Below are 21735 nucleotides of genomic sequence, written 5' to 3' on the forward strand. Positions count from 1 at the left end.
GACGCCACCGCCGCCGCGGTCCTCGCGCAAGGCGGCCGGATCGTGATCCCGAAGACGACCATCCCCGGCATCGGCGACCTGCTGACCTTCGAGGACACCGAGGGCAACATCCTCGCCGCGCTGCAGGCCGCCCCCGGCAATCTCTTTGCCGAGCCGTAGGTCGGTCAGGCCGCGGCCGGCAGCGGCACGAGCTTGCCCATCAGCGCCCGGTAGGGGGCGAGCAGCAGGAGCGCGGCGAGGAACTTCACGAGGAAGTCGCCGGCCGCCAGCGACAGCCAGAGCGGGACTTCGCCGCCGACGCTGAGCAACGGCGCCGGGAAGCCGAGCGAGCCGTCCGGCGCGCCATAGAGGCCATCGACGACGGCGAAAGCCGGCGCGAAGGCGATCGAAAAGAAGATCGCCGTATCGAGCAGCGAGCCGAGCACGGATCCCGCCAGCGGCGGCAGGAACCAGTTCTTGCTGGCCCTGAGGCGCGAGAACACCGAGATGTCGAGCAACTGGCCGACGAGGAACGCCGTGACCGAGGCGGTGGCGATGCGCGCCGTGGTGGCCGGAGCCCCGCCCGCGTTCCACGGCAGCGGGTTGAAGCTCAGGTAGAACGACAGCGCGATGGCGAAGAGGAAGCCGACCACCACCACCCGCCGGGCGCGAGCGGCGCCGTCGTAGCGGTTGGTGAGGTCGGTGACGAGGAAGGCGAACGGGTAGGTGAAGGCGCCCCAGGTGAGCAGGTCCTTCAGGTTGACCGGGCCGAGCTGGGCATCGACCGGGTAGAGCACGAGAATATTGGACGCGGTGACAACCGCGGCCATCGCGACGAGCGCCGCGACAAAGCGAGCGAGCATGATCCTGCACCTCTATGTAGGCCGCTGGCCGGCATCGGACCGGGGCGGCGGAAGCGGAAAACGGGTTCCGCCGGACCTTCTAGCCTCGGCGTCGGTCCCGGGAAAGCGGGAAACGGCCGGCTCCGACGGAGAGCGCTTCGCGGGGAGCCCCTGCGCGGAGGACGCAACACCCTTGCGAGTGCCCGCACAAAGCAAAACCGCGCGTCCGGGGGACGCGCGGCGAAAGCTCTTGTGCGGGGGCGCTTACGAGGCGAGCGCGGCGCGCACTTCCTTCTTGACCGCCAGCGCCACCGGCGACAGCTCGTCGTCATTGGCCTTGAGCAGGAAGGCATCGAGGCCGCCGCGGTGCTCGACCGAACGCAGCGCGTTCGCCGAGATGCGCAGCTTCACCGACCGCCCGAGCGTATCGGACAGCAGCGAGACGTTGAGGAGATTGGGGAGAAAGCGCCGGCGGGTGCGGTTGAGCGCATGGCTCACCTTGTTCCCGACCATCACGCCCTTACCGGTCAAATCGCAGCGGCGAGCCATTTTCTTTCCTGTCAAAAAGGCCCTGGGCGCGGGACAGACCCGCGCAACGGGCTTCAGTCTGTTCTTGATTGTGGCGTCTCCATAGTCAAACGAGACTGCCCCGTCAAGTTGAGATGGTCGTGAGCGCCTTGTCAGGCCCGCGAGGCGTGGGCAAGTTGGACGCGCGCCCCGATTCGCCGGGGCCCGGAGGTTCCTGTCGACACGTGATGAGCGCCCTGTTCCGCAATTGCCTCGGCGCCCTGATGCTCCTCGCCGGACTCCCGGCCCCGCCCGCGGCGGCGGCGGCGATCAATGCCGTGGCGGAATACGCGGTGAGCCTGGGCGGTACGCACATGGCCGACGTCGAGATCAGCCTCGACGACGACGGTGCCAAGTACCGGCTGACGCTCGACGCCAAGATCACCGGCCTCGCCCGGCTGGTCGCCAGCGGCACCGCCAAGCTGCAATCCTCCGGCAGTTCGACCGCGACCGGGCTGCGCGCGCAGAAATTCGACATGCTGACCCGCGCCAGCGGCGAGACGTTCACCGTCGCCATCACCTATGCCGGCGGCGATGTGAACTCCTTCATCGTCAACCCGCCCATCCTCAACAACATCGACCGGGTGGCGATCGAGCGCAAGCAGCTGGTCGGCGGCATCAACGACATGGCGGCCCCCTTCGTGCTCAAGGGCGAGAGGCTCGATGCCTCGTTATGCCAGCGCAAGCTGCAGATCTTCACCGGCGTCGAGCGATTCAACCTCACCCTGCGCTTTGCCAAGGACGACATGGCAACCTCCAAGCGCACCGGCTACCAGGGGCCGGTGGTGCTGTGCAGCGTCCACTACACCCCGGTCTCGGGACACTACACGACGTCCGAAGTCACTGCCTATCTTGCCCAGAACGAACGCATCCTCCTCTGGTACGCACCGCTCGCCGAGTCCGGCTACTACATTCCCTACCGGGCGCTGGTGACGACGGATTCGGGTGATCTGTCGATCGTGCTCACCTCGCTCAGGCAGTAGCGCCGGGCTGAACGGGAGCTAAACCGGCGCCTCACACGGGGTTCAAGGCCCCGCCTGCATGGTCTGTCCAACACCGGCACGACGCCGAGGAGGACAACATGACCAATGCCGCAAAGGGCCTCGCTCTCGCCCTGATCGCCCTGACCACCGCCATCGGCTCGGCCGAGGCGTTCGACCTCAAGCTCGGCCAGTCACCCAAGCTGGTGCCGACGCAGGTCCAGCTCGGCATCATCCCGCCGCCCGACAACCTCTGCCCGGGGCCGGCCAAGCTGACCGCCTGGGTGCAGACCAACGTGCCCGGCACGCTCGACATCCTCATCGTGCGCAAGAACGGCCAGGTCGCCGGCCCCTATGCCGTGACCACCGTAAAGGGCGGCAATGGCGTGGTCATTGGCAGCTACACCCGCAACCTCGTGGTCGGAACCCCGATCGACGCCGAGTACCGGGTTGTCGTCGCCGGCACGCAGGCGGCCAGCAACTGGGTGCCACTGGTCGCCGACTGCTGACTTTCGGCTCGCCCCGGGGCACCGGCAACAGACCGGTGCCCCGCTAGCGCCCGGACGGCTCCATGCGGGCTTTCCCGGCCGGGCGACGCCCCTGGCGGAACTCATGGTTACGCCGCGTGAAGTTTTCCGCTGTGCCAGACTGGGACGGTCAACGGCTTTATTGCCAACAGCGCATCGCCAGTGCCCCGCACCACGGCGCCGCATCCGTTAATCCGCGAAAAATCTTTGACGAACAGCGCTTTACCGATCGTTCACGCCTGCCCGATTCGACGGCCGATCGGCGCGATCTTTACCTCCTGGTAACCAAGGTGAACGGCCCGCGGCGGAATCCGCGCGAAATCGGCGGCCGCCGAGGTGCAATTGGGGCAGACTCGCTGACCAACCCACCATAGGCTGTGGGGGAACAAAGACGGATTGCAGAGTCGCCGCCGATTCTTTTCCGGTTTGTTCCCGGTTCGTACGAAGGCTTAAGGCGCAAGGCAGGAACAGACCCGAACTGTGCCGATCCGGGACACTCGTTTCCGCCTCGCGAAGCGCCTAGATAGAGGACGATGACGATTCCGCCCGCCTCCGCGCTCAAGGCGATTCTTGGGCCCACCAATACCGGCAAGACCTACTTCGCCATCGAGCGAATGCTGGCGCACCGCTCGGGCATGATCGGACTGCCGCTGCGGCTGCTGGCGCGCGAGGTGTACCACAAGGTGGTCGACCGGATCGGCGCACAGCACGTGGCGCTGGTCACCGGCGAAGAGCGGATCGTGCCGCCCAAGGCCCGCTACTGGGTGGCGACCGTCGAGGCCATGCCGCTCGACATTCGGGTCGAATGCGTGGCGGTCGACGAAATCCAGGTGGCGACCGACTTCGACCGCGGCCATGTGTTCACCAACCGGCTGCTGCATGCCCGAGGCCTCAGCGAGACGCTGCTGCTGGGCGCCGCGACCATGGCGCCGCTGATCCGCACGCTGCTGCCCGAGGCCGAGATCATTCATCGGCCGCGCTTCTCCGAACTGCTCTATGCCGGATCGAAGAAGATCTCGCGCCAGCCCAAGCGCACCGCCATCGTCGCCTTCTCGGCGGCGCAGGTCTACGCCATCGCCGAACTGATCCGGCGCGAGCGCGGCGGCGCTGCGGTGGTGATGGGGGCGCTCTCGCCGCGTACCCGCAATGCCCAGGTCGACATGTACCAGGGGGGCGATGTCGACTTCCTCGTCGCCACCGACGCCATAGGCATGGGGCTCAACCTCGACGTGCACCATGTCGCCTTCGCCGACGACCACAAGTTCGACGGCCACCAGAACCGGCCGCTGACCCCCGCCGAGTTCGGCCAGATCGCCGGCCGGGCCGGCCGCCACATGCTGAACGGCAGCTTCGGGGTGACCGGCCACGCCGCCGAATTCGACGAGGAACTGGTCAAGCAGCTCGAGACGCACGACTTCGAGCCGGTGCGGGTGGCGCAGTGGCGCAATGCCGAGCTCGATTTCCGCTCGATCGAGGACCTGAGGGCAAGCCTCGACCGACCGCCCGCGCTCAAGGCGCTGACCCGGGTGCCGGTCGCCACCGACCAGCATGCGCTCGAGTTCGTCGCCCGCAACGAGGCCGGCGCCCTCGCCAGGGGCGAGACGGCCGTCCGATTGCTGTGGGAGTGCTGCGGCATTCCCGACTATCGCGACATCTCCCCCGCCCAGCATGGCGAGATCATCACGCGCATCTACATCGACCTGATACGGCAGGGGCACGTCGATGCCGACTGGATTGCCGAGCAGGTGCGCTTCTGCGACAATGCCAGCGGTGACATCGACACCCTCAGCAACCGGATCAAGCAGATCCGCACCTGGACGTTCGTCGCCAACCGCAAGAACTGGCTTGAAGACCCCGCACATTGGCGCGAAAAGACCCGCGACATCGAGGACCGGCTGAGCGACGCGCTGCATGACAGGCTCACGCAGCGTTTCGTCGATCGCCGCACCTCGGTGCTCATGCGCCACCTGAGAGACAAGCAAATGGTATCGCCTGAAATCAACGACCATGGCGAGGTGAGCCTCGAAGGTCACCTGATCGGCTCCATCGAGGGCTTCCGCTTCACGCTGGCGCGGTCGGAAGGCGGCGACGCCAAGGGCGTGGCGGCCGCGGCGAGCCAGGTCGTCGCCCCGGAAATCTCGCGTCGGGCCGAGCGCGTCTCCGGCGCTCCCAACGAGGAGTTCGTGCTGGCGACCGACGGCTACCTGCGCTGGCGCGGCCAGGTGATCGCCAATCTCGCCGAGGGCGACACCGTGTTCGCCCCCCGGCTGATCATACTGGCCGACGAGAGCCTCAGCGGACCGGAACTCGAGCGCGTGCAGGACCGGCTGAACCTGTGGCTGAGGCACCTGATCAACACCCAGCTCGAGTCGGTGCTCGCTCTCGAGGCGCCGGCCGATCTCGAGGGAACGGCCCGCGGTATCGCGTACCGCCTCTACGAGAACCTCGGCATCCTGCCGCGGGCGGCGGTGGCCGAGGAGGTGAAGGGCCTCGACCAGGATGTGCGCGGCAAGCTCAGGAAGCTCGGCGTCAAGTTCGGCGCCTACCACATCTACGTGCCGCAGAGCCTCAAGCCCGCGCCGCGCGAACTGGCGCTCATCCTTCACGCCCTCAAGCAGGGCGGCGTGCGCCAGCCGGGGGTCGCCGAACTGCCGCAGATCGTGCTTTCGGGCCGCACCTCCTTCCTGATCGATCCCGAGGTCAGCCCCAGGCTCTACGAACTGGCGGGCTTCAAGGTCGCCGGCCGGCGCGCCGTCCGCGTAGACATCCTCGAGCGGCTTGCGGATATCATCCGGCCGCTGATCGCGTTGAACCCGGTGACCCACCAGGGGCCGCTCCCGGCGGGTGCGGCAGAAGGCAACGGCTTCCGCGTCACCGTGGAGATGACCTCGCTGCTGGGCACCGCCGGGGACGATTTCGCCTCGATCCTCAACTCGCTCGGCTATCGCGTCCGCCGCACGCCGAAGGTCGCGGCTCCCGCCCTTGCCGCGCCGAGCCCCGATCTGGCCGATGCCGCGACCAATGCCGCCGCCACCGACGCGGTCGAGGGCGGCAGTGCGGTGCCCGCCACCACCGAGGAAGCGGCAAGCGCCATCGACACCGCGGCCGCCGACCTGGGGGCCCCGGCCCCCGAGGCCGCCTCGCTCGTCGACGCGGCGCCCGTGGTAGCGGCGGAGCCGGAATTCGACGAAATCTGGTTCCCTGCCGGGCGTCGCCCGGACAACCCGCGGCATGGCGGCAAGGGCCCCCGCCCGCAGCGCCCGGCCGCAGCGGCGACAGGCGAGGCCCCGACCACCGATGCCCAGACCGCAGAACGTCCGCCGCGGCAGTTCCGCCGCCCCGATCGTCCCGAGCGCGGCGACCGCCCCGACGGCGGCAAGCCCGGGCGCCCGCCCTTCGAGGGCCGTCGCGACAATCGCGGCAGGACCGAGGCCGAGGGTCCCTCCGACAAGGGCAGGCCGAACGGCAAGCGCTTCGACAAGCCGCGCGACAAGCCGCGGGACGACTGGAAGGAGCACCGGCCACGCGAGGATCGCAAGCCGGCCCCGCTCGACCCCAACTCCCCCTGGGCGGCGCTCGCGGCACTGCGGAACCCCAAGCCCGAGTAGCGGTGGCCGGCCCGGGTCGGCACCCGCGACATTGCGGTCTTTTCACCTGCCGGCCAGCAGGCGGTAAGTCGCGTTCGGCTACGTGAGGGGCCTCGGCCGGAGCACGGCCCATGGAGCGACAGATGCACGATCACGACGGCCAGGACCCACACGACGAGGGCTTCGCGCACGACCTGCCCCGGCTGCTCGGCCGCCGGCGCCTGCTGGCGCTGATCGGCGGGGCCGGCCTCGCCTCGCTGTCCGGTGCGCCTGCCATGGCGCTCGAATGCGTGGCGCTGCCCTGGGAGACCGCGGGACCGTTCCCTGCCGACGGCACCAACGTGCGTGCCGGCCAGATCGTCAATGCCCTCAGGCAGGACGGCGTGATCCGCGAGGACCTGCGCACCTCGTTCGGCGCCTTGACCCCCAGCGCCGAAGGACTGCAGCTCGATCTCGACCTCACCCTGCTCGATGCCGCAGGGTGCACGCCGCTGGCCGGACATGCCATTTACCTGTGGCATTGCGACACCTCCGGGCGCTATTCGCTCTACGATCTGCCCGAGGCCAACTATCTCAGAGGGGTCGGCCTGGCGGACAGCGACGGGCGGGTCCGCTTCACCACCATCTTTCCGGGCTGCTACCCCGGCCGCTGGCCGCATGTGCACTTCGAGATCTTCACCTCCCTCGAGGCGGCGGTGAGCGGCGAGGCATCCGTGCTGACCGCCCAGTTCGCCCTCCCCGAAGCCGCATGCGCCGCCGTCTACGCGGCGGATGCCCGGTATCCGGACGGCACCCGCAACCTCGGTCGCACCAGCATCGGGCGCGACATGGTATTCCGGGACAACAGCGATGCGCAGTTGGCGCAGCAGACCCTGACCCTCGCCGGCGACCCCCGGGCCGGCTACCGGGGCACGCTGCTCATCCCGGTGGACTTCACCGCGCATCGGTGACGAGCGCGCCGCGGCCGGTCGCGCGGGCCGGGCCGGGGGTGGACTTTCGGCGCCTGCAGGTCGACACTGCCGGCGTTTGCAGGATCGTCTGGAGTGCAGTTGGACAAACAGCGCCTCGACAAGTGGCTGTTCTTTTCGCGCGCGGTGAAGTCCCGCACGCTCGCGCAGAAACTGGTGGAGAGCGGTGCGGTGCGCGTCAACTCCGAGCGCACCGAACGCACCGACCACAAGGTCGGCGCCGGTGATGTCCTGACCATGACGGTCCACACGCGCCTGCTGGTCTGGCGCATCCTCGATCCCGGTACGCGCCGCGGCCCCGCTTCGGAGGCGACGACGCTCTACGAGGATCTGTCGCCGCCGCCCGTGCCACGCCCGCTCGGCGAGCCGGTCCATGCGGCGCGTGAAGCCGGATCAGGACGCCCGACCAAGAAGGAGCGGCGCGATCTCGAGCGGCTGCGCGGAGAGGACAACGGCCGTGACTAGGCCGGCGTCATCGCCGATGTGTCGAGGAAGGCCAGCGGCCTTCGCCGATCTTCATAGCGCGGACTGATCCGCACCACCGTCTGCCGCAACGCATGGGCCGCGCCATACTGCTCGGGAGCCGCCACCACCTCGGGCGGCAGGCGCGGCCAGCTGCCGGCGATCGCCCCGGCGCGGCGGAGCGCATCGTGGGCGCGCATCGCGACCGCATGAGAGGCGGCGCGGAAGCCCAGGATATAGGGCGTCGCACCGGCAAGACGCGGCAGCGGCTCGAGGCCGAGCGGCCGCAGGGCGCGTTCGAGGTCGGCGACCGTCGCGGCCTCGCGTGCAGCGATGCGATCGAGACCCGCAGGCCCCAGTCGGTGCAGCCGGTTGCTGCTTGGTGCCGAAATCCACACCGAAGGGAGGGACGACGCCCCGAAGGGGTCAGAGTCGAACGCGATGCTCGGCTGCGGCCCGCTCCTGACCATCCAGGGCAGGCCGTTACGCCACAGCAGGAAGCGTTCCCGCCGGGTGTCGTAGGGCGCCGTTTCGAGGCGCGTGGCGACCTGTGCCGCCTCCGTCGCGAGGGCCGTCCCACGCACCACGAGGACGCCACCATCGGCGATGCCGCAGTATTTTCGCGGGCTGAAGCTGACGAAGTCGCCGACCGTGCCGACCGTGCCGACCGGCCGCAGCAGGTGCGCCGCGTCCTCGTGCAGCAGACACCCCACCCGGTCGCAAAAGGCCCGCGCCTCGGCCCCGTCGCTCTCGGCGCCGAAGAAGTGCGGCAGCACGAACAGGTCCGGTCGGCTGTCGCGACTCATCGCCTCGACCGTCGGCCAGACCGGCGTCATCGCCTCCGTAACGGCATAGAAGCGGAACCGGGCGCCGGCGCGCCGCGCCGGCAGCAGGGCACCTTCGCAGAAATAGGCGGGGACCCATATCTCGGGCACCGGCTGGCCGCGCGCCGCCAGCACGGCGAGGATCACCGAGTAGGCGTGGCTGGCCTGCGACAGCAGCAGGGTGACGCCCGGGCCGCGCTGCCAAACTCCGGCGAGCGCGGCAGCCGCCTGCCAGGGCCGGTCGGCATCCCTCACGGCCCGCCGTCCTGCGACCAAAGCCTGCAGCCACCACCCTTGCGACGACCGGCAAAACCGGCTAGCAACCGCGCTTGGACCCGCATATCCCCCTGCCCGTCCGCCAAGACCCAGCGCCGACTAACTGCCAGGACCGCTCGCTGAGATGACCTATATCGTCACGGATAACTGCATCAAGTGCAAGTACATGGACTGCGTCGAGGTGTGCCCCGTCGACTGCTTCTATGAGGGCGAGAACATGCTCGTCATTCATCCGGACGAGTGCATCGACTGCGGCGTGTGCGAACCGGAATGCCCGGCCGAGGCGATCAAGCCCGATACCGAGGGCGGCTTGGACAAGTGGCTGGAAATCAACAGCAAATACGCTTCGCTCTGGCCCAATATCACCGAGAAGCGCGACCCGCCGGCCGATGCCAAGGAGTGGGACGGCATCGCCGGCAAGTTCGAGAAGCACTTCTCGGAGGCGCCCGGCGAGGGCGACTGACGACCGGCCTCGCCGCATTTCGGCCCCGTTGCTGAACGGAAGGGCGGGGAGAGAACCGGCCCGGCCCGGCCTGATTCGCACCTTTTGATTTTGCTGAAATTTTGTGCTATGAAGGGCAAGAATGGAGCTTGCCCGTCATCCAGCCTGTGCCTCGAGGCACGCATTTTTTTGACACTCACCAATACTGGGGCGCAATCGGCCGGTCGCGCGGGCCACACGATTGCGGGACGTGCTGCTTCGCCCGGGTTTCAGGGCGTTAGTGAAACAACAAGAACGGCCGACCTTCCGCGAAGGACCGGCCCGGCGGCGGCGTTGATAGGAGTATCGGTATATGGTCACCAAGAAGTCTGTGCAGCGGCTTGGATTCAAGACGGGCGAGTACATCGTCTATCCGGCCCATGGCGTCGGACTGATCACCGCGATCGAGGAACAGGAGGTCGCCGGCCTCACCCTCGAGCTTTTCGTCATTTCCTTTGAGCAGGACAAGCTGACCCTGCGTGTTCCCGTCGCCAAGATCAAATCGGTCGGCATGCGCAAGCTGGCCGAGGAAGCCGAGGTGACCAAGGCCCTCGAGACCGTGACCGGCCGCGCCCGCGTCAAGCGCACCATGTGGTCGCGCCGCGCCCAGGAATACGAGGCCAAGATCAACTCCGGCGACCTGATCGCCATCTCCGAGGTGGTCCGCGACCTCTACCGGTCGGACGACCAGCCCGAGCAGTCCTACTCCGAGCGCCAGCTGTTCGAGCAGGCCATGGACCGCATGAGCCGCGAAGTCGGCGCGGTCAACCGGCTGACCCTCACCGAAGCGGTGCAGCTGATCGAGAAGAACCTGCAGAAGTCGCCGCGGCGCGGCAGCAAGGCGGACGCCGCCGACGCCGAGGAAGCCGCGGCCTGACCGCCGCTGCATAGCCCGATGCGAGGGGCCGGTCCGTGGACCGGCCCCTGCTGTTTCGGGCCGCTACCAGACGGTCCCGCCGCCGCCTGCCGGGGGTGACGTCGACGCCCGGACGAGCAGCGCCGGTCGCGCCACCTGCTGCAGCTTGTCCGCCGGTGTCCGCCCGTCGATGGCCGCGATCAGCAGATCGGCGAGCGGCGCGCAGGCATCGGTGAACGCCGAGCGCGTCACCGTCAGAGGCGGCGCAAAGGCTTCGGCCGCGAGCCCGGGCACGTCGTCGTCATGGGCGACCACCGACACATCGCCCGGGATCGTCAGCCCACGGTCGGCGACGGCCCGATAGACTCCGGCGGCGACCTCGGTCGAGGCGCACACGAAGGCGGTCGGCACGGCACCCAGGGTGCCGCCCAGCGCCTTCAGCGCCGAGACGTAGCCGTGGGTCGTGCCGAGCCCCCCTTCCATGACAAAGGCCGGCGGCGTCGCCAGCCCGCGCGCCGCCAGCGCCGCAGCGAACCCCAGCAACCGGTCGGCCGCATAGGCATGCGCGGCAGGGCCGTTGATCAGCGCGATCCGGCGGTGACCGAGATCGGCAAGCAGTTCGGCCGCCATGGCCGAGACCGTCCGGTTGTCGAGATCGTAATAGGGATAGCCGGCATCGGGCCGGCTCCGGCCATGCACCACGAACCGCGCTCCCTCCGCCTCGAGATAGGCGATGCGCCGATCGTCCGGGGCCGGCGCGTTGAGGATGAAGCCGTCGAGCAAGCCCTTGGCCAGCAGCCGCCGGTACGGCGCCACCTCGTCCTCGTCGGTCGCGACGTGCAGCACCAGATCGACGTTGTGCGCGGCGAGGGCCGCCGAGATCCCGGCGATGACCGGGAAGAAGGTGGTATCCGCGGCCATCCCGGCCGGCCGCCGCGCCACCAGGCCGACGATCCCCGACCGTCCGGTGACCAGCTTGCGGGCGACCTGGTTGGGCCGGTAGTCGAGCCGCCGCGCCGCCTCGACGACGCGGGCGCGCGTTTCCGCACCGACCTCGGGGAAGCCGTTGAGGGCCCGGCTGACCGTCGCCGGGCTGAGCCCCAGCACGCCGGCAATCTGCTTGAGGGTAGCCACGCGCGGAATCCAAATCGCTTTCGACAATTCTGCAACTGCAGATCAGGGCGACCCGGATTTCAAGCAGGTTTTTGTGAAAGCGGCTTTCCTAAAACGTTTTGAATTCATCCTCCGTTAACGCCTGTCGCGATTAAGTTCGGGGTGGGAATGCAATAGGGGGTATATGCGAGAGATGAGTACACACCTGCGACGCCGATCGATCGGCCCGGGCGACACGGTCGCCACGCCTTCGGACCTCGAACTGAGCGACCTGCTGATCGGCCTGCTTCGGCACGGCTTTCCGGAATGCAGCAGGCTGCTGGCGATTCCGACGCCTACCGAACTCCTCGTCTCCTACGGCCTGCACCTCGATGGTCCGCTGCGCGCGGTCGCCATCCCGATCGAGCCGGCGGCGAACCGCGAAATCGCCCTGATCGACGCTTTCGCCTCGCTCGAGAACCTGCTGGCGAGCCTGTTGGGAAGGGCCCGCCCGCCGGCCTCGAGCGACGCCGCGGCGGACAGCAACATCGTGGCGTTTCCGCGCGCCGGACGCCCGGCCTCGACCGCAGCCGGCGCGCGCCTGTCGGTACCGCTCGAACAGAGCCTGCGAACCACCAGCGACGCCGTCAGTGCCAGCCTGGCACTGGCGACGGGCCTGTTGGAGGACCTCGCGGCCGACGACACCGTCGACCCGCGCCTGCTGCTGCAGATCGCCGACCAGCTGAGCCGGCTCAATGACGCCACGGTGCGGTTCACCCACGGCGTCCAGCCGGACGGCGGCGCTAACGGGACGGCCTGAAGGCCCTACTCCATCACCACGATCTTGTACTTCTGCCCGGCGACCAGCGTGTCGCCGGGATAGAGGTTGTTGACGATGTAGAACAGGTCGGCGCCACGCTCGAGCCCGGCCATGCGGCGGGCCAGCGAGTCGGCGGTATCGACGCTGCCCGCCACCACGGTGCGCACCACGAGCTTGCGCACCTGCGAGGCATCGCGGGACGTGGTGGCACGGAAGCTCTTGAGCGTGGCGTCGGCCGCCTGCCCGAATGCCGGGCTGTCGAACTTGGCCGCGAAGATGAAGCGGTAGACGCGTCCCTCGTGCCGCACCACGGCAACGCGGAAGTTCCACTGCGGCGTCACCGCGACCCCCGAGGCCATCTCGAAGCCGTTGGCCGATTCCCGCCTGACCGTGGCCGGCTGCAACCCGGCGATCCAGCCCGACTTGAGGTACTCCTCGAGGCCCATGGTCTGCGGCACCTCGGCGCTGTCGAAGCGCACCGCCTCGCCGTCGCCGGCCACCCCGACCACGGCGCCCTTGGAGACCTGCAGGGTATAGCGCTCGGGCACGGTGAAGGTGAACTTGAGGGTGGGGTTGATGTAGCGCCGACCGACAATGGTGCCCTGCGCCGCGCTGTCGCCGAAGGCGAGGCCCTCGATCCCGGCCATGTAGCCGGCCCGATCCGTCTCGCCCAGGCCTGGCGCCCCGAAGAAGGCCCGCGCCGTCTCGATCGCCTTCTGGATGCGGTCGGGCGTCGAGGGGTGGGACGAGAGGAAATCGTCCTGCTGATCGGCATCGCCCGCAGAGAAGCGGGCGAACCGCCCCATGGCGCCGAGGAAGCGGGCGGCGGCATGCGGATCGTACCCGGCCCGTCCGGCGGTGAGAATGCCCTCCTTGTCGGCGGCCAGTTCCTGCTGCTGGCTGAACGCGGCGAGCGACAGCCTGGAGCGGTTCGAGGCCTGGTCCGTCTCGAGGTCGGCCCCGAACACCCCGGTGATCACCTTGTCGACGATCTCGTTGGTCTTGACCCGGTTGGTACGGGCCCGGGCGTGCTTGAGCGTGACGTGCGCGATCTCGTGCGCCAGCACCGCCGCGATCTCCGACGTATCGGAGGCGAGCGCCAGGATGCCGCGCGTCACGTAGACATAGCCGCCGGGCAGCGCGAAGGCGTTGACTTCGGCGCTGTCGAGGATGGTGACGGTGACCTTCTGGTTCGGCTGATCCGCCGCGGCCAGCAGTCGCCCGACGATGCGGGCCAGCATGATCTCGGCCTGCCGGTCCGAGTAGATGCCGCCATAGGAGGCAACGATGCGCGGGTGCTCGCGCGCCCCGATGGCTTCGTCCTCGGGATCGGAGGTATCGGAGGCGAACGGGGTGTTCTGCCCCTCGGTGCGCCCCACCTGCACCCCGGCCGGCATGAAGCTGGAACAGGCGGCGAGCAGGCCGAGCAGGCCGGCCAGCGCCGCAAACCCCAGGGTCCTGATGATCGCTCGGATGCTCATCGGCTGGCCAGAACCTCGATCTGCTCCGGGTGCGTCACCGCGATGCGCGGCCCGTCATGGCTGTCGACCCAGCCGCGCACGCGCACCAGCGTGCCGTCGAGCCCGAGCGGGTCGAGGCCGGCGGTTCGGAATCGCCTGAGCGCGGCGGTGTCGATCACGACGGTGAAGTCCTCTTTCCAGTACCGGCCGAAATTCAGATAGACCGTGTCGCGCACCGCCTCAGCGTGCAGCACGCGTCCCTCGACCAGTTGGTAGCGACCGGAGTGTTCCGCAAGTTCGAGCGGTCGATCCGCCCGGCGCACGGCATAATAGGGATCGGCCCAGATGCCAAGCCGTTGCTGTCGCGCCTGTGCCTCGGCCGCCAGCAGCGGCGCGATGCAGGCCCGGTTGTCGGGGAAGGAATAGACCCGCGCCAGCCCGCCGGCCAGCATCTGCTGCTGCACCCAGGTGTCGTCGGCGAGAAACAGCTGTCCCAGCGCCCGGCCGTGCCGGTCCTGCCGTTCGCCGCCATGGCGGAGCCGCACCGGCTGGCCGACGAGGAGATCGGCAAGGGCCGTCCTCGCCGTCTCCGCCAGCGGTTCGGCCGCCATGTCGCGCCCCTTGGGCAGCCTCGGCGCCTGGATGCCGACGAGGCGCACGGTGATCCCGCTGTCGAGCAGCGCCGTATCTCCATCGACGATGGCGACGACGGTGCCTTTCGGCCCGTCGACCAGACCGTCGCAGGCCGTCGCCGCGGACGGCGTCATCGCCAGCACCGCCACCATCGCGAATGTGACCACATCCTGTCCCAACACGGCCCGCCCCGACGCTCAGGTGCCCAAACTGCACGCAATTGCGGCGAAAATCCTCCAGCAACCGCGCCGCAAACGATCGGTGTTGCGCCGCCGTCACTTGCACTACCATCCGGGTCGAATCCTCGAGGAGCCGCTGCCGCATCGATGCTCGCCGATCTTGCTGTCTATGCGGCGAGCTACCGCGCCACCCCGCGGGCCTTTCGCCGGTACCTCCCGGGCGCGATGGGACTATGGTCCCGCGGTCGGCGACAGGCCCGCGCCTGGGCCCCGCACCTGGCCAAGAGCCGCGGCCTGATCGACACCACGATCGACGATATCGGCTCGCGTCGCACGGTGGCGGTGCTGGGGTCGGGACCGCTGTTCGACATCCCGGTGGAGTCGCTGTGCCGCACCTTTGCCTCGGTGGTGCTGGTCGACCTGGCCCACCTGTCGCCGTCGCGCCGGCGGATCGCTCGCTACAGCAACGTGCGACAGGAGTGGCGGAACCTGATGCCGCCGCCCGATGGCGGGGGTCTCGATTTCCTCGCCGAGATTCCCGATCTCGACTGGGTGATCTCGGCGAACCTCGTCTCCCAGTTGGCCCGCGCCGCCCCGCTCGAGCACGCCCGCGCCGTGGTCGACAGCCACCTCGATGCGCTCGCCGCGCTGCCCTGCCCGGCGACGCTGATCACCGATCTCGAATACCGCGTGTTCAACCGGCACGGCGTGCTGCTCGACAGCGCCGACCTGATGCACGGCCGCCAGCTGCCGCGCAGCGAGATGCGCTGGAAGTGGGAGGTCGCCCCGTTCGGCGAGGAGGCCCGCAATACCCGCCGCGTCCATTCGGTCGCCGCCTGGCCCGACTGGCGCGAGGCGGCGCCGGGTTGAGGCGGCTGCAGCGGACCACGCTGCCTCGGGGCGCGCCAACAAGCCCCCGACCCAGAACATGGGAGAGCTCAGGCCGCAGGCGCCCCCTCCAGCGCCGGCGGTGGTCCCCCTCCGCCGCTGCGCAGGCGAGGACCCGCGGCGTTCCGTTGCACGGTGATGGCCTAGTTCCCGAACCAGCCGTCCTTGAGGTAGCGCATGTACTCGAACACCATGCCGTACTTGCGCACGAACACCACCTCGAGGAAATCGCCGACGACGAAGGGCGGGATCAGGATCTCGACCCCCTCCGCCTCGATATGCGGCCTGAGGTCCTTGACCCGGTAGGCCACATGCGGGTTGTAGCGCACCGCGTGCGGCACGGTGCTGTCCTCGCGGTAGCGCAGGAACTCGATGTGCTCGGGATGCTTGCGCGGATTGGTCACCCACAGCTTGCTGGCCTCGACCCAGTCCTCCTCGGGCTGCACCTGTTCGGTGGTGATCCCGACATGGTCGAAGATGTAGTCGTCGTCCGCCATCATCCGATCCTCACCACCGTGCCGCTGCGCGCCGATTCCTCGGCGGCGAGCGTCGCCTCGAGCGCCGCGGTCGCATCCTCCGGCGTGCCGATGGTGACCTTCGCCCCGCTCAGCGCCGTGGTGGCGAAGTAGACGAACTCGTCCCTGAGCGCGCCGCCGCGCACCCCGTTGAACATCGGCCAGTAGGTCGTATCGGGCGAATGCAGCTTGCTGCCGTCGACGATGGCGAGGTTGGGGAAGGTATCCTGGACATGGATGATACCCTCGGTGCCGATGATCGACATGCGCTCGTCGATATCGAACGGGGTCTTGTCCGGCATGCACCAGACCGTCTCCAGCGTCGCCGTGGCACCACCCCTGAAGCGGTACATGGTCTGGCCGATGTCGGGGTGCCTCAGCCCGCGCACGTCGACCCACTGCGCGTAGGCCGAGGCGACGGTGTCGCCGGTGAACCACAGCATGATGTCGGTGTCGTGGATGGCATCCCCGACGATCGGGCCGATCTTGTTGAGGATGGTCGGCGTCCACGCGGCCGGGATGTTGCGGCGCGAGGAGAGCGCCACGATCCGGCCGATGCGGCCCTCCTCGATCGCCTGCTTGGCCATGCGGTAGCGCGGGTTGAAGCGGACCACGTGGCCGATGAACAGGATGCCCCTGGCGCCCTTGGAAGCCGCGGTGATCTCGCGCGCGTCGGCGACGGTCGAGGCGATCGGCTTTTCGAGGAACACGTGCTTGCCGGCCTTCAGCGCCGCGATGGCCGGCTCCTTGTGCTGGTCCCACATGGTGCAGATCGACACCGCGTCGATCTCCGGATCGGCGAGCAGGTCGTGGTAGTCGCGATAGAGCTTTTTGACGCCGAACTTCTCGCCCATCGCGGCGAGCCGCTCCGGCGTGCGGGTGCACAGCGCCGCGAGCTCGAGATTGGCCACCCCGGCAATGGTCTCGGCGTGGATTTCGCCGAACCAGCCGAGGCCGATGATTCCGATACGCAGACGATCCATTTGGGGCTCCCCTCCAGCAATCCCGCCGACGAGCTTAGAAGACCGGTGGCCGGATGCAATCGCCGCAAGCTGCCGCGCCGTTCGCACTAGACCAAGGTCTTAGGTGGTTTGCACCGCCGCCGGCATTTGCTATGTGGGGCGTCAGTGACCCCGTAGCTCAGCAGGATAGAGCGCAGGATTCCTAATCCTGAGGCCACGCGTTCGAATCGCGTCGGGGTCACCACGCGCACGAGGGCCAAGATGATGCGACCGACGGCCATTTCGACCCGCCTTGCGCTGGCCGCCACGCTGGCGCTGCTGCTCGGCGCCTGCTCGTTCGGCGGCGGACAGCCGCTGTCGCCGGGGCTGACCCAGCCGATGAACCAGCCGGGGGCGCGCCTGAACCGGGTCGAGGCGCTGTTCCTGCTCAACGACTACCGCCGGGCGCAGGGCACCGCCGACCTGCGCGGCGACGCGGTGCTCGATACCACGGCCCAGACGCTGGCCGCCAACTACGCCAAGTCGGGGGCGCAGCCGACCCTGCCGCCGGGCGCCGTGGCGATGCGGCTGAGCGCCGGATACGCCACCTTCGCCGAGGTATTCTCGGGCTGGCGGGGCGTGCCCGCCGATGCCGCGGCGCTGGCCAGCCCCAGCGCCTCCCGGGCCGGGCTGGGCGTCGCCTACGACCCCAATTCCAGCCTCGGGGTCTACTGGGTGCTGGTGCTTGACGACTGACCCGCAGACCCTCGACTGCCGGGGGCTGAAATGCCCGCTGCCGGTGCTGAAGCTCGAAAAGCGCCTCGCCGAGAGCACCCCGGGCACGCACCTGCTGGTGCTCGCCACCGACCCGATGGCGAGGATCGACATCCCGCTCCATTGCCGGCAGAACGGCCACGCCTGCACGCTCGTCGAGACCGACGGCGCGCTGCGCTTCGCCATCGTGCGGGGCTGACTACTGGTCGCCGGTGGCGATCGTCGCCGGGGCGTAGCCGGGACGCGGCCGCGGCAGCGGCACATCGACGATCCGCCCGAGGTCGGTGGCCTCGTAGACGATGCCCGCGATCCTGTCGGTCAGGTAGCTCGGATGGCCCTTGAGCCCCAGCGGGTAGGCCGCCTCGCGCTCGGCGACATAGGTCTTGGCGTCCTTGCCGCAGATCAGGCTGCGCATGTTGACCGGCGGGACCTCCAGATTGGCGATCTGCACGACGCTGTGCCCGGTGCCCGACAGCGCCCCCGAGAGCCCGCGCAGCATCAGTTCGGCCGTCATCTCGTTGCGCTCGCGCGCCGATGAGCCGCCGAGCACCACGGCGAGCAGCGAGCGGCCGGCACGCTCGACCGTCGCGACGATATTGAGGCCCGAGGCGCAGACATATCCGGTCTTCATGCCGGTGGTGCCGGCGAAGTGCTCGAGCAGGCCATTGTTGGACTCGAGGCTGGCCTTGCCCAGCTTCACCGCCTCGGTGCCGAACATCGGCAGGTATTGCGGGAAGTCCCGCCGGATGTAGAGCGCCAGCATGGCCAGGTCGCGGGCCGAACTGACCTGATCCTGCTTGTGCAGCCCGTGCGGATTGACGAAGTGGGTGGCGCTGAGCCCCATCGCCTCGGCCATCCGGTTCATCTCGGAAACGAAGGTCTGCTCGTCGCCCGATACCGCCTCCCCGATCGCCACCGCCATGTCGTTGGCCGACTTGACCACCAGGATGTAGAGGGCATCGCGCAGCGTCACCGACGAGCCGATCTCGAGCCCCGACTTGGACGGGGCCTGGTTCCACGCATTGCGCGACACGGTGATGGGCGAATCGAGGGTCAGGCGTCCGGCGCGGATTGCGGCGAAGGCGACATAGGCGGTCATCAGCTTGGTCAGCGAGGCCGGATGCCAGGGCTGGCCCGCCTCCTGCTCGAACAGCACCTCGCCGGTCTGCATGTCGACCAGAAGCAGCGGATTGGCCGCGGCGGGCGCCAGGCTGAAGACGGAGAGGATCAGGACGAGGGCGGCGGCGAGGCGCCGGCGAACATGCGCAGTCAAGGCGCCTCCGGACGACGGTCGCTGGGCCCGAGGCTTTTAGCAATCCCGGCTGCGTCACTCAACCGTCGGCGGCCGGCGGTCAAGGGTTTTTGAAGCCCCAACGGCTGCCGACAGGTTCTGGCGCCGTACCGGGCGAGCCTTCGACCGCGATCGAACGCGAGGAGCACCGGCGCGGCCTCGGGCGCGCCGACGCCAATCTCGACCACTGTGTCGGCCTCCACCGCGCCCAGTATGGCAGAACCGCCTAGACCGGCAGCAGCAGCCGGCTCGACCGCGCGATGTCGGCGGTCAACCCCGGATCGTCGGCATGCCGGGCGACGCGGATGAGGAAGCGTCCCGGCTCGACCAGCCAGTGCCGGGCGGCGACGGAGTAGAAGGCGAAGGCCCGATCATCGAGCGCGACCGTCACCCTGCGGCTCTCGCCCGGCGCGAGGTGCTGCTTGGCGAAGCCCTTGAGTTCCCGGTCCGGCCGGGGAACCGAGGCGTCCGGATCCGAGACGTAGACCTGCACGACGTCGCTGCCGGCACGACTGCCGGTGTTGGTGAGCGTCACCGCCACCTCGACCCGCCCGTCGCTCTCGAACCGGCTGGCATCGACGGCAAGGTCGGAGAGCGCGAAGCTCGTGTATCCGAGCCCGAAGCCGAACGGGAACAGCGGCTCGATCCCCAGCCGGTGATAGTGCCGGTAGCCGATGAACACACCCTCCTCGTAGCGCACCTTGCCCGCGAGTCCGGGGTAGATCTCCCGGTCCTGGGAGTGGGTCGGATTGTCCGCCCAGCGCGCCGGAAAGCTCTGCGGCAGGCGGCCGGACGGCTCGGCCCGGCCGGTCAGCACGTCGGCGATGGCGTTGCCGGCCTCCTGTCCCGGATACCAGGCCTCGAGCACGGCGGCGACGCTATCGAGCCAGGGCATCTCCACCGGGCCGCCGGTCTGCAGCACCACGACCGTGCGCGGATTGGCGGCGGCGACGGCGGCGATGAGGTCGTCCTGCCGGCCCGGCAGGCGGATGTGCGGCAGATCCGATCCCTCGGTGTCCCACTCGCCATTGCGCCCGACAAAGACCAAGGCCACCTCGGCGCCGCGGGCCAGTTCCGCAGCCTCGGCGATCGCCGCGTCGCCGAGCGGCAGCCCGATGCCGGCGGAGAAGGCGGCGAGGCCCAGCGTCGCGAAGGGCTTGGTGGCGAACTCGATGGTCACCTCGTGGGCCCGCCCGGCCTCGAGGTGGACGGTGCCGACCACCTCGTCGCACCCTTCCTCGAAATAGGTGCGCCCCTTCTGCCAGGCGCTCTTCGAGGCGTCGGCCACCAGCCGGTCGTCGACGAACAGGCGACAATAGCCGGCGCTGTAGATGCCGGCGCGATGCTCGCCGCTCGCCTCCGGCACGAAGCGGCCGCGGATGCGCGCGGAAAAGTGCAGCGGATCGACCTTGCCGTCGGCCACCCGGCCGATCCAGAAGGCCTGGGTTTCGGAGAGGCTCTCGGTGTGCACCACCGGCCCGGAGAAATCGTCGGAAGCATAGAAATCGATGCTGTAGGCCCCCCTGAGCACCGGCTCGAAGCGGTCGTTGCGCGCGCCGGGCGCATAGGCGAGGCGATCTTCGCCAAGCGCGGCGACCAGCCCGTCCCACGGCGACACGCGGTAGTGCGGGTTGAGCTGGGCGCTGCCCCCGCCCATGATCTGTGCCACCTTCGCGTTGGGACCGACAACCGCGATGCGACCGGCTGCCGCGAGGGGCAGAACGCCGTCGTTGCGGAGCAGGACCGCGGCCTCGGCGCCGGCGCGACGGATCAGCGCGCGATGCTCGGGCCGGTCTTCGGCGCGCTCGGCATGGGGGCCGTGGTCATCGAGCGCCCCGGTGCGCTCCATCAGGCGAAGGACGTTCACCACCCGGGCACGCACCGTTGCCGGCAGCACCGCGCCGGCCGCGACCGCCGCGACGAGCTGCGCGCCGCGATCGCGCGTCGGGCCCGGCATCTCGAGGTCGAGTCCGGCGTTGACGGTGGGCGCGGTCGAATGCGAGCCGAACCAGTCCGACATCACGACGCCGGTGAACTGCCACTCGTTGCGCAGCACCTGCTGCAGCAGCCAGGAATCCTCGCTGGTATAGGTGCCGTTGAGCCGGTTGTACGAACTCATGATCGCCCAGATGCCGGCCTTGCGGACCGCCCACTCGAAGGGCAGCAGATACAGTTCGCGCAGCGTGCGCTCGTCGACCTCGGAACTGATGGTGGTGCGCTCGATCTCGCTCTCGTTGCCGACGAAGTGCTTGATCGTGGCGGCGACGCCATTGTCCTGCAGCCCGGTGACATAGGCGACGGCGAGGCTGGCGGCGAGGACCGGATCCTCCGAGTAGCACTCGAAATTGCGCCCGTTGCTGACCGAGCGATGCAGGTTCACCGTCGGCGCGAGGCTGACATGGGCGCCCTTGGACCGGACCTCCTGGGCCAGCGCCGCGCCGATTTCACCCACGAGGGCGACATTCCAGGTGGCGCCGAGCGCTATGCCGACCGGGAACGCCGCCGACTTCACCCCGCCGATCAGGGATCCGCCGCCGCGCGCCCCGTTCGGCCCGTCGGTGACCCGCAGCCGCCCGATGCCGAGGCGCGCGATGGCCGGCAATGACCAGAAATCCGCCCCCGACAGCAGGCTGACCTGCTCCTCGAGGGTCATGGCATCGGCTAGACGGTCAATGCGGCTGGGCAATTATTGCGGCTCCCGAATATATGTCCCGTCGGTGATTACAGCGTGGCGCGGGAATGGCAAGGGGCCGGCCCGCGAATCGGGCCGACCGCCCGGCGATACGGACAGAC

Annotated in this window: 22 protein-coding genes and 1 tRNA gene; 13 read left to right on the top strand and 10 right to left on the bottom strand. The window is 69.1% G+C overall.

Annotated features, from left to right (window positions below):
• Positions 1-164: 164 nt before the first annotated feature.
• Both ACE3TU_RS06525 and rpmB read right to left on the bottom strand, forming a co-directional pair.
• The gene (locus tag ACE3TU_RS06525) at positions 165-842 is read right to left on the bottom strand and encodes a queuosine precursor transporter (protein WP_374621803.1); all 678 of its coding nucleotides are present in this window, start codon (positions 840-842) and stop codon (positions 165-167) included.
• A gap of 243 nt (positions 843-1085) precedes the next feature.
• Positions 1086-1370 (bottom strand): 50S ribosomal protein L28, encoded by a 285-nt coding sequence (gene rpmB / locus ACE3TU_RS06530; RefSeq protein ID WP_374621805.1) that lies wholly within the window; start codon positions 1368-1370, stop codon positions 1086-1088.
• 206 nt (positions 1371-1576) lie between these two features.
• Here rpmB and ACE3TU_RS06535 point away from each other — a divergent pair, with 206 nt between their 5' ends.
• From ACE3TU_RS06535 to ACE3TU_RS06560, 6 genes are all read left to right on the top strand, one after another.
• Positions 1577-2371, top strand: coding sequence for a DUF3108 domain-containing protein (locus ACE3TU_RS06535; protein ID WP_374621807.1), 795 nt, complete (start codon positions 1577-1579; stop codon positions 2369-2371).
• Between the two features lie 98 nt (positions 2372-2469).
• Positions 2470-2877: a hypothetical protein gene (locus tag ACE3TU_RS06540; RefSeq protein ID WP_374621810.1), complete on the top strand. Its 408-nt coding sequence runs from the start codon at positions 2470-2472 to the stop codon at positions 2875-2877.
• Between the two features lie 116 nt (positions 2878-2993).
• On the top strand, positions 2994-3269 hold the full coding sequence (locus ACE3TU_RS06545; protein ID WP_374621813.1) for a hypothetical protein: 276 nt from the start codon (positions 2994-2996) through the stop codon (positions 3267-3269).
• Between the two features lie 159 nt (positions 3270-3428).
• Positions 3429-6503 carry a helicase-related protein gene (locus tag ACE3TU_RS06550; protein ID WP_374621815.1) on the top strand — a complete coding sequence of 1025 codons (3075 nt, stop codon included), beginning with the start codon at positions 3429-3431 and terminating at the stop codon, positions 6501-6503.
• Between the two features lie 122 nt (positions 6504-6625).
• Positions 6626-7432 carry a hypothetical protein gene (locus ACE3TU_RS06555; protein WP_374621818.1) on the top strand — a complete coding sequence of 269 codons (807 nt, stop codon included), beginning with the start codon at positions 6626-6628 and terminating at the stop codon, positions 7430-7432.
• Positions 7433-7531: 99 nt separating this feature from the next.
• Positions 7532-7915 (top strand): RNA-binding S4 domain-containing protein, encoded by a 384-nt coding sequence (locus ACE3TU_RS06560; RefSeq protein ID WP_374621820.1) that lies wholly within the window; start codon positions 7532-7534, stop codon positions 7913-7915.
• Here ACE3TU_RS06560 and ACE3TU_RS06565 read toward each other — a convergent pair.
• Entirely contained in the window at positions 7912-8991 is a 1080-nt protein-coding gene (locus ACE3TU_RS06565; protein WP_374621822.1) for a DegT/DnrJ/EryC1/StrS family aminotransferase, read from the bottom strand. The genes ACE3TU_RS06560 and ACE3TU_RS06565 overlap by 4 nt on opposite strands.
• Before the next feature lie 145 nt (positions 8992-9136).
• Between ACE3TU_RS06565 and fdxA the strand changes: the two genes are divergently transcribed.
• Both fdxA and ACE3TU_RS06575 read left to right on the top strand, forming a co-directional pair.
• Positions 9137-9475, top strand: coding sequence for a ferredoxin FdxA (gene fdxA / locus ACE3TU_RS06570; protein ID WP_374621825.1), 339 nt, complete (start codon positions 9137-9139; stop codon positions 9473-9475).
• Between the two features lie 331 nt (positions 9476-9806).
• A complete protein-coding gene (locus tag ACE3TU_RS06575) occupies positions 9807-10370 on the top strand; it encodes a CarD family transcriptional regulator (protein WP_374621828.1) in 564 nt (187 codons plus the stop codon).
• Positions 10371-10433: 63 nt separating this feature from the next.
• On the opposite strand, the gene ACE3TU_RS06580 is transcribed toward ACE3TU_RS06575, so the two are convergent.
• Entirely contained in the window at positions 10434-11483 is a 1050-nt protein-coding gene (locus ACE3TU_RS06580) for a substrate-binding domain-containing protein (protein WP_374621831.1), read from the bottom strand.
• Positions 11484-11655: 172 nt separating this feature from the next.
• Between ACE3TU_RS06580 and ACE3TU_RS06585 the strand changes: the two genes are divergently transcribed.
• Entirely contained in the window at positions 11656-12261 is a 606-nt protein-coding gene (locus ACE3TU_RS06585) for a hypothetical protein (protein ID WP_374621833.1), read from the top strand.
• Between the two features lie 5 nt (positions 12262-12266).
• Here ACE3TU_RS06585 and ACE3TU_RS06590 read toward each other — a convergent pair whose 3' ends face one another.
• The gene (locus ACE3TU_RS06590; RefSeq protein WP_374621836.1) at positions 12267-13742 is read right to left on the bottom strand and encodes a M48 family metalloprotease; all 1476 of its coding nucleotides are present in this window, start codon (positions 13740-13742) and stop codon (positions 12267-12269) included.
• A complete protein-coding gene (locus ACE3TU_RS06595; protein ID WP_374621839.1) occupies positions 13739-14521 on the bottom strand; it encodes a thermonuclease family protein in 783 nt (260 codons plus the stop codon). The genes ACE3TU_RS06590 and ACE3TU_RS06595 overlap by 4 nt, the downstream gene beginning before the upstream one ends.
• A 159-nt stretch (positions 14522-14680) precedes the next feature.
• On the opposite strand from ACE3TU_RS06595, the gene ACE3TU_RS06600 reads away from it, so the two are divergent.
• Positions 14681-15403 (top strand): hypothetical protein, encoded by a 723-nt coding sequence (locus ACE3TU_RS06600; protein ID WP_374621841.1) that lies wholly within the window; start codon positions 14681-14683, stop codon positions 15401-15403.
• Positions 15404-15564: 161 nt separating this feature from the next.
• Here ACE3TU_RS06600 and ACE3TU_RS06605 read toward each other — a convergent pair whose 3' ends face one another.
• Positions 15565-15918: a hypothetical protein gene (locus ACE3TU_RS06605; RefSeq protein ID WP_374621843.1), complete on the bottom strand. Its 354-nt coding sequence runs from the start codon at positions 15916-15918 to the stop codon at positions 15565-15567.
• Positions 15918-16919, bottom strand: a complete 1002-nt coding sequence (locus ACE3TU_RS06610) for a Gfo/Idh/MocA family protein (protein ID WP_374621845.1) — start codon at positions 16917-16919, stop codon at positions 15918-15920. The genes ACE3TU_RS06605 and ACE3TU_RS06610 overlap by 1 nt, the downstream gene beginning before the upstream one ends.
• Positions 16920-17065: 146 nt before the next feature.
• On the opposite strand from ACE3TU_RS06610, the gene ACE3TU_RS06615 reads away from it, so the two are divergent.
• The 3 genes from ACE3TU_RS06615 to ACE3TU_RS06625 all read left to right on the top strand — a co-directional run bounded on the left by ACE3TU_RS06615 (position 17066) and on the right by ACE3TU_RS06625 (position 17850).
• Positions 17066-17142, top strand: a tRNA-Arg gene (locus ACE3TU_RS06615).
• A 17-nt stretch (positions 17143-17159) separates the two neighbouring features.
• Positions 17160-17633 (top strand): CAP domain-containing protein, encoded by a 474-nt coding sequence (locus ACE3TU_RS06620; RefSeq protein ID WP_374621848.1) that lies wholly within the window; start codon positions 17160-17162, stop codon positions 17631-17633.
• Positions 17623-17850 (top strand): sulfurtransferase TusA family protein, encoded by a 228-nt coding sequence (locus ACE3TU_RS06625; RefSeq protein ID WP_374621850.1) that lies wholly within the window; start codon positions 17623-17625, stop codon positions 17848-17850. Before ACE3TU_RS06620 ends, ACE3TU_RS06625 begins: the two co-directional genes overlap by 11 nt.
• On the opposite strand, the gene ACE3TU_RS06630 is transcribed toward ACE3TU_RS06625, so the two are convergent.
• On the bottom strand, positions 17851-18924 hold the full coding sequence (locus ACE3TU_RS06630; RefSeq protein ID WP_374621853.1) for a D-alanyl-D-alanine carboxypeptidase family protein: 1074 nt from the start codon (positions 18922-18924) through the stop codon (positions 17851-17853). It abuts the gene before it with no gap.
• Positions 18925-19168: 244 nt separating this feature from the next.
• A complete protein-coding gene (locus ACE3TU_RS06635) occupies positions 19169-21595 on the bottom strand; it encodes a glycoside hydrolase family 3 C-terminal domain-containing protein (protein ID WP_374621855.1) in 2427 nt (808 codons plus the stop codon).
• Positions 21596-21735: the final 140 nt, after the last annotated feature.

The organism is Devosia sp. (assembly GCF_041917035.1).
Lineage (GTDB): Bacteria > Pseudomonadota > Alphaproteobacteria > Rhizobiales > Devosiaceae > Devosia_A.

Excerpts from the sequence above, each read along its gene's own strand:
- ACE3TU_RS06535 (WP_374621807.1), top strand. The coding sequence starts at position 1,577 with ATGAGCGCCCTGTTCCGCAATTGCCTCGGCGCCCTGATGCTCCTCGCC.
- ACE3TU_RS06605 (WP_374621843.1), bottom strand. The coding sequence starts at position 15,918 with ATGGCGGACGACGACTACATCTTCGACCATGTCGGGATCACCACCGAA.
- ACE3TU_RS06590 (WP_374621836.1), bottom strand. The coding sequence starts at position 13,742 with ATGAGCATCCGAGCGATCATCAGGACCCTGGGGTTTGCGGCGCTGGCC.
- rpmB (WP_374621805.1), bottom strand. The coding sequence starts at position 1,370 with ATGGCTCGCCGCTGCGATTTGACCGGTAAGGGCGTGATGGTCGGGAAC.
- ACE3TU_RS06525 (WP_374621803.1), bottom strand. The coding sequence starts at position 842 with ATGCTCGCTCGCTTTGTCGCGGCGCTCGTCGCGATGGCCGCGGTTGTC.
- ACE3TU_RS06555 (WP_374621818.1), top strand. The coding sequence starts at position 6,626 with ATGCACGATCACGACGGCCAGGACCCACACGACGAGGGCTTCGCGCAC.
- ACE3TU_RS06585 (WP_374621833.1), top strand. The coding sequence starts at position 11,656 with ATGAGTACACACCTGCGACGCCGATCGATCGGCCCGGGCGACACGGTC.
- ACE3TU_RS06620 (WP_374621848.1), top strand. The coding sequence starts at position 17,160 with ATGATGCGACCGACGGCCATTTCGACCCGCCTTGCGCTGGCCGCCACG.
- ACE3TU_RS06610 (WP_374621845.1), bottom strand. The coding sequence starts at position 16,919 with ATGGATCGTCTGCGTATCGGAATCATCGGCCTCGGCTGGTTCGGCGAA.
- fdxA (WP_374621825.1), top strand. The coding sequence starts at position 9,137 with ATGACCTATATCGTCACGGATAACTGCATCAAGTGCAAGTACATGGAC.
- ACE3TU_RS06635 (WP_374621855.1), bottom strand. The coding sequence starts at position 21,595 with ATGACCCTCGAGGAGCAGGTCAGCCTGCTGTCGGGGGCGGATTTCTGG.
- ACE3TU_RS06600 (WP_374621841.1), top strand. The coding sequence starts at position 14,681 with ATGCTCGCCGATCTTGCTGTCTATGCGGCGAGCTACCGCGCCACCCCG.
- ACE3TU_RS06575 (WP_374621828.1), top strand. The coding sequence starts at position 9,807 with ATGGTCACCAAGAAGTCTGTGCAGCGGCTTGGATTCAAGACGGGCGAG.
- ACE3TU_RS06540 (WP_374621810.1), top strand. The coding sequence starts at position 2,470 with ATGACCAATGCCGCAAAGGGCCTCGCTCTCGCCCTGATCGCCCTGACC.
- ACE3TU_RS06550 (WP_374621815.1), top strand. The coding sequence starts at position 3,429 with ATGACGATTCCGCCCGCCTCCGCGCTCAAGGCGATTCTTGGGCCCACC.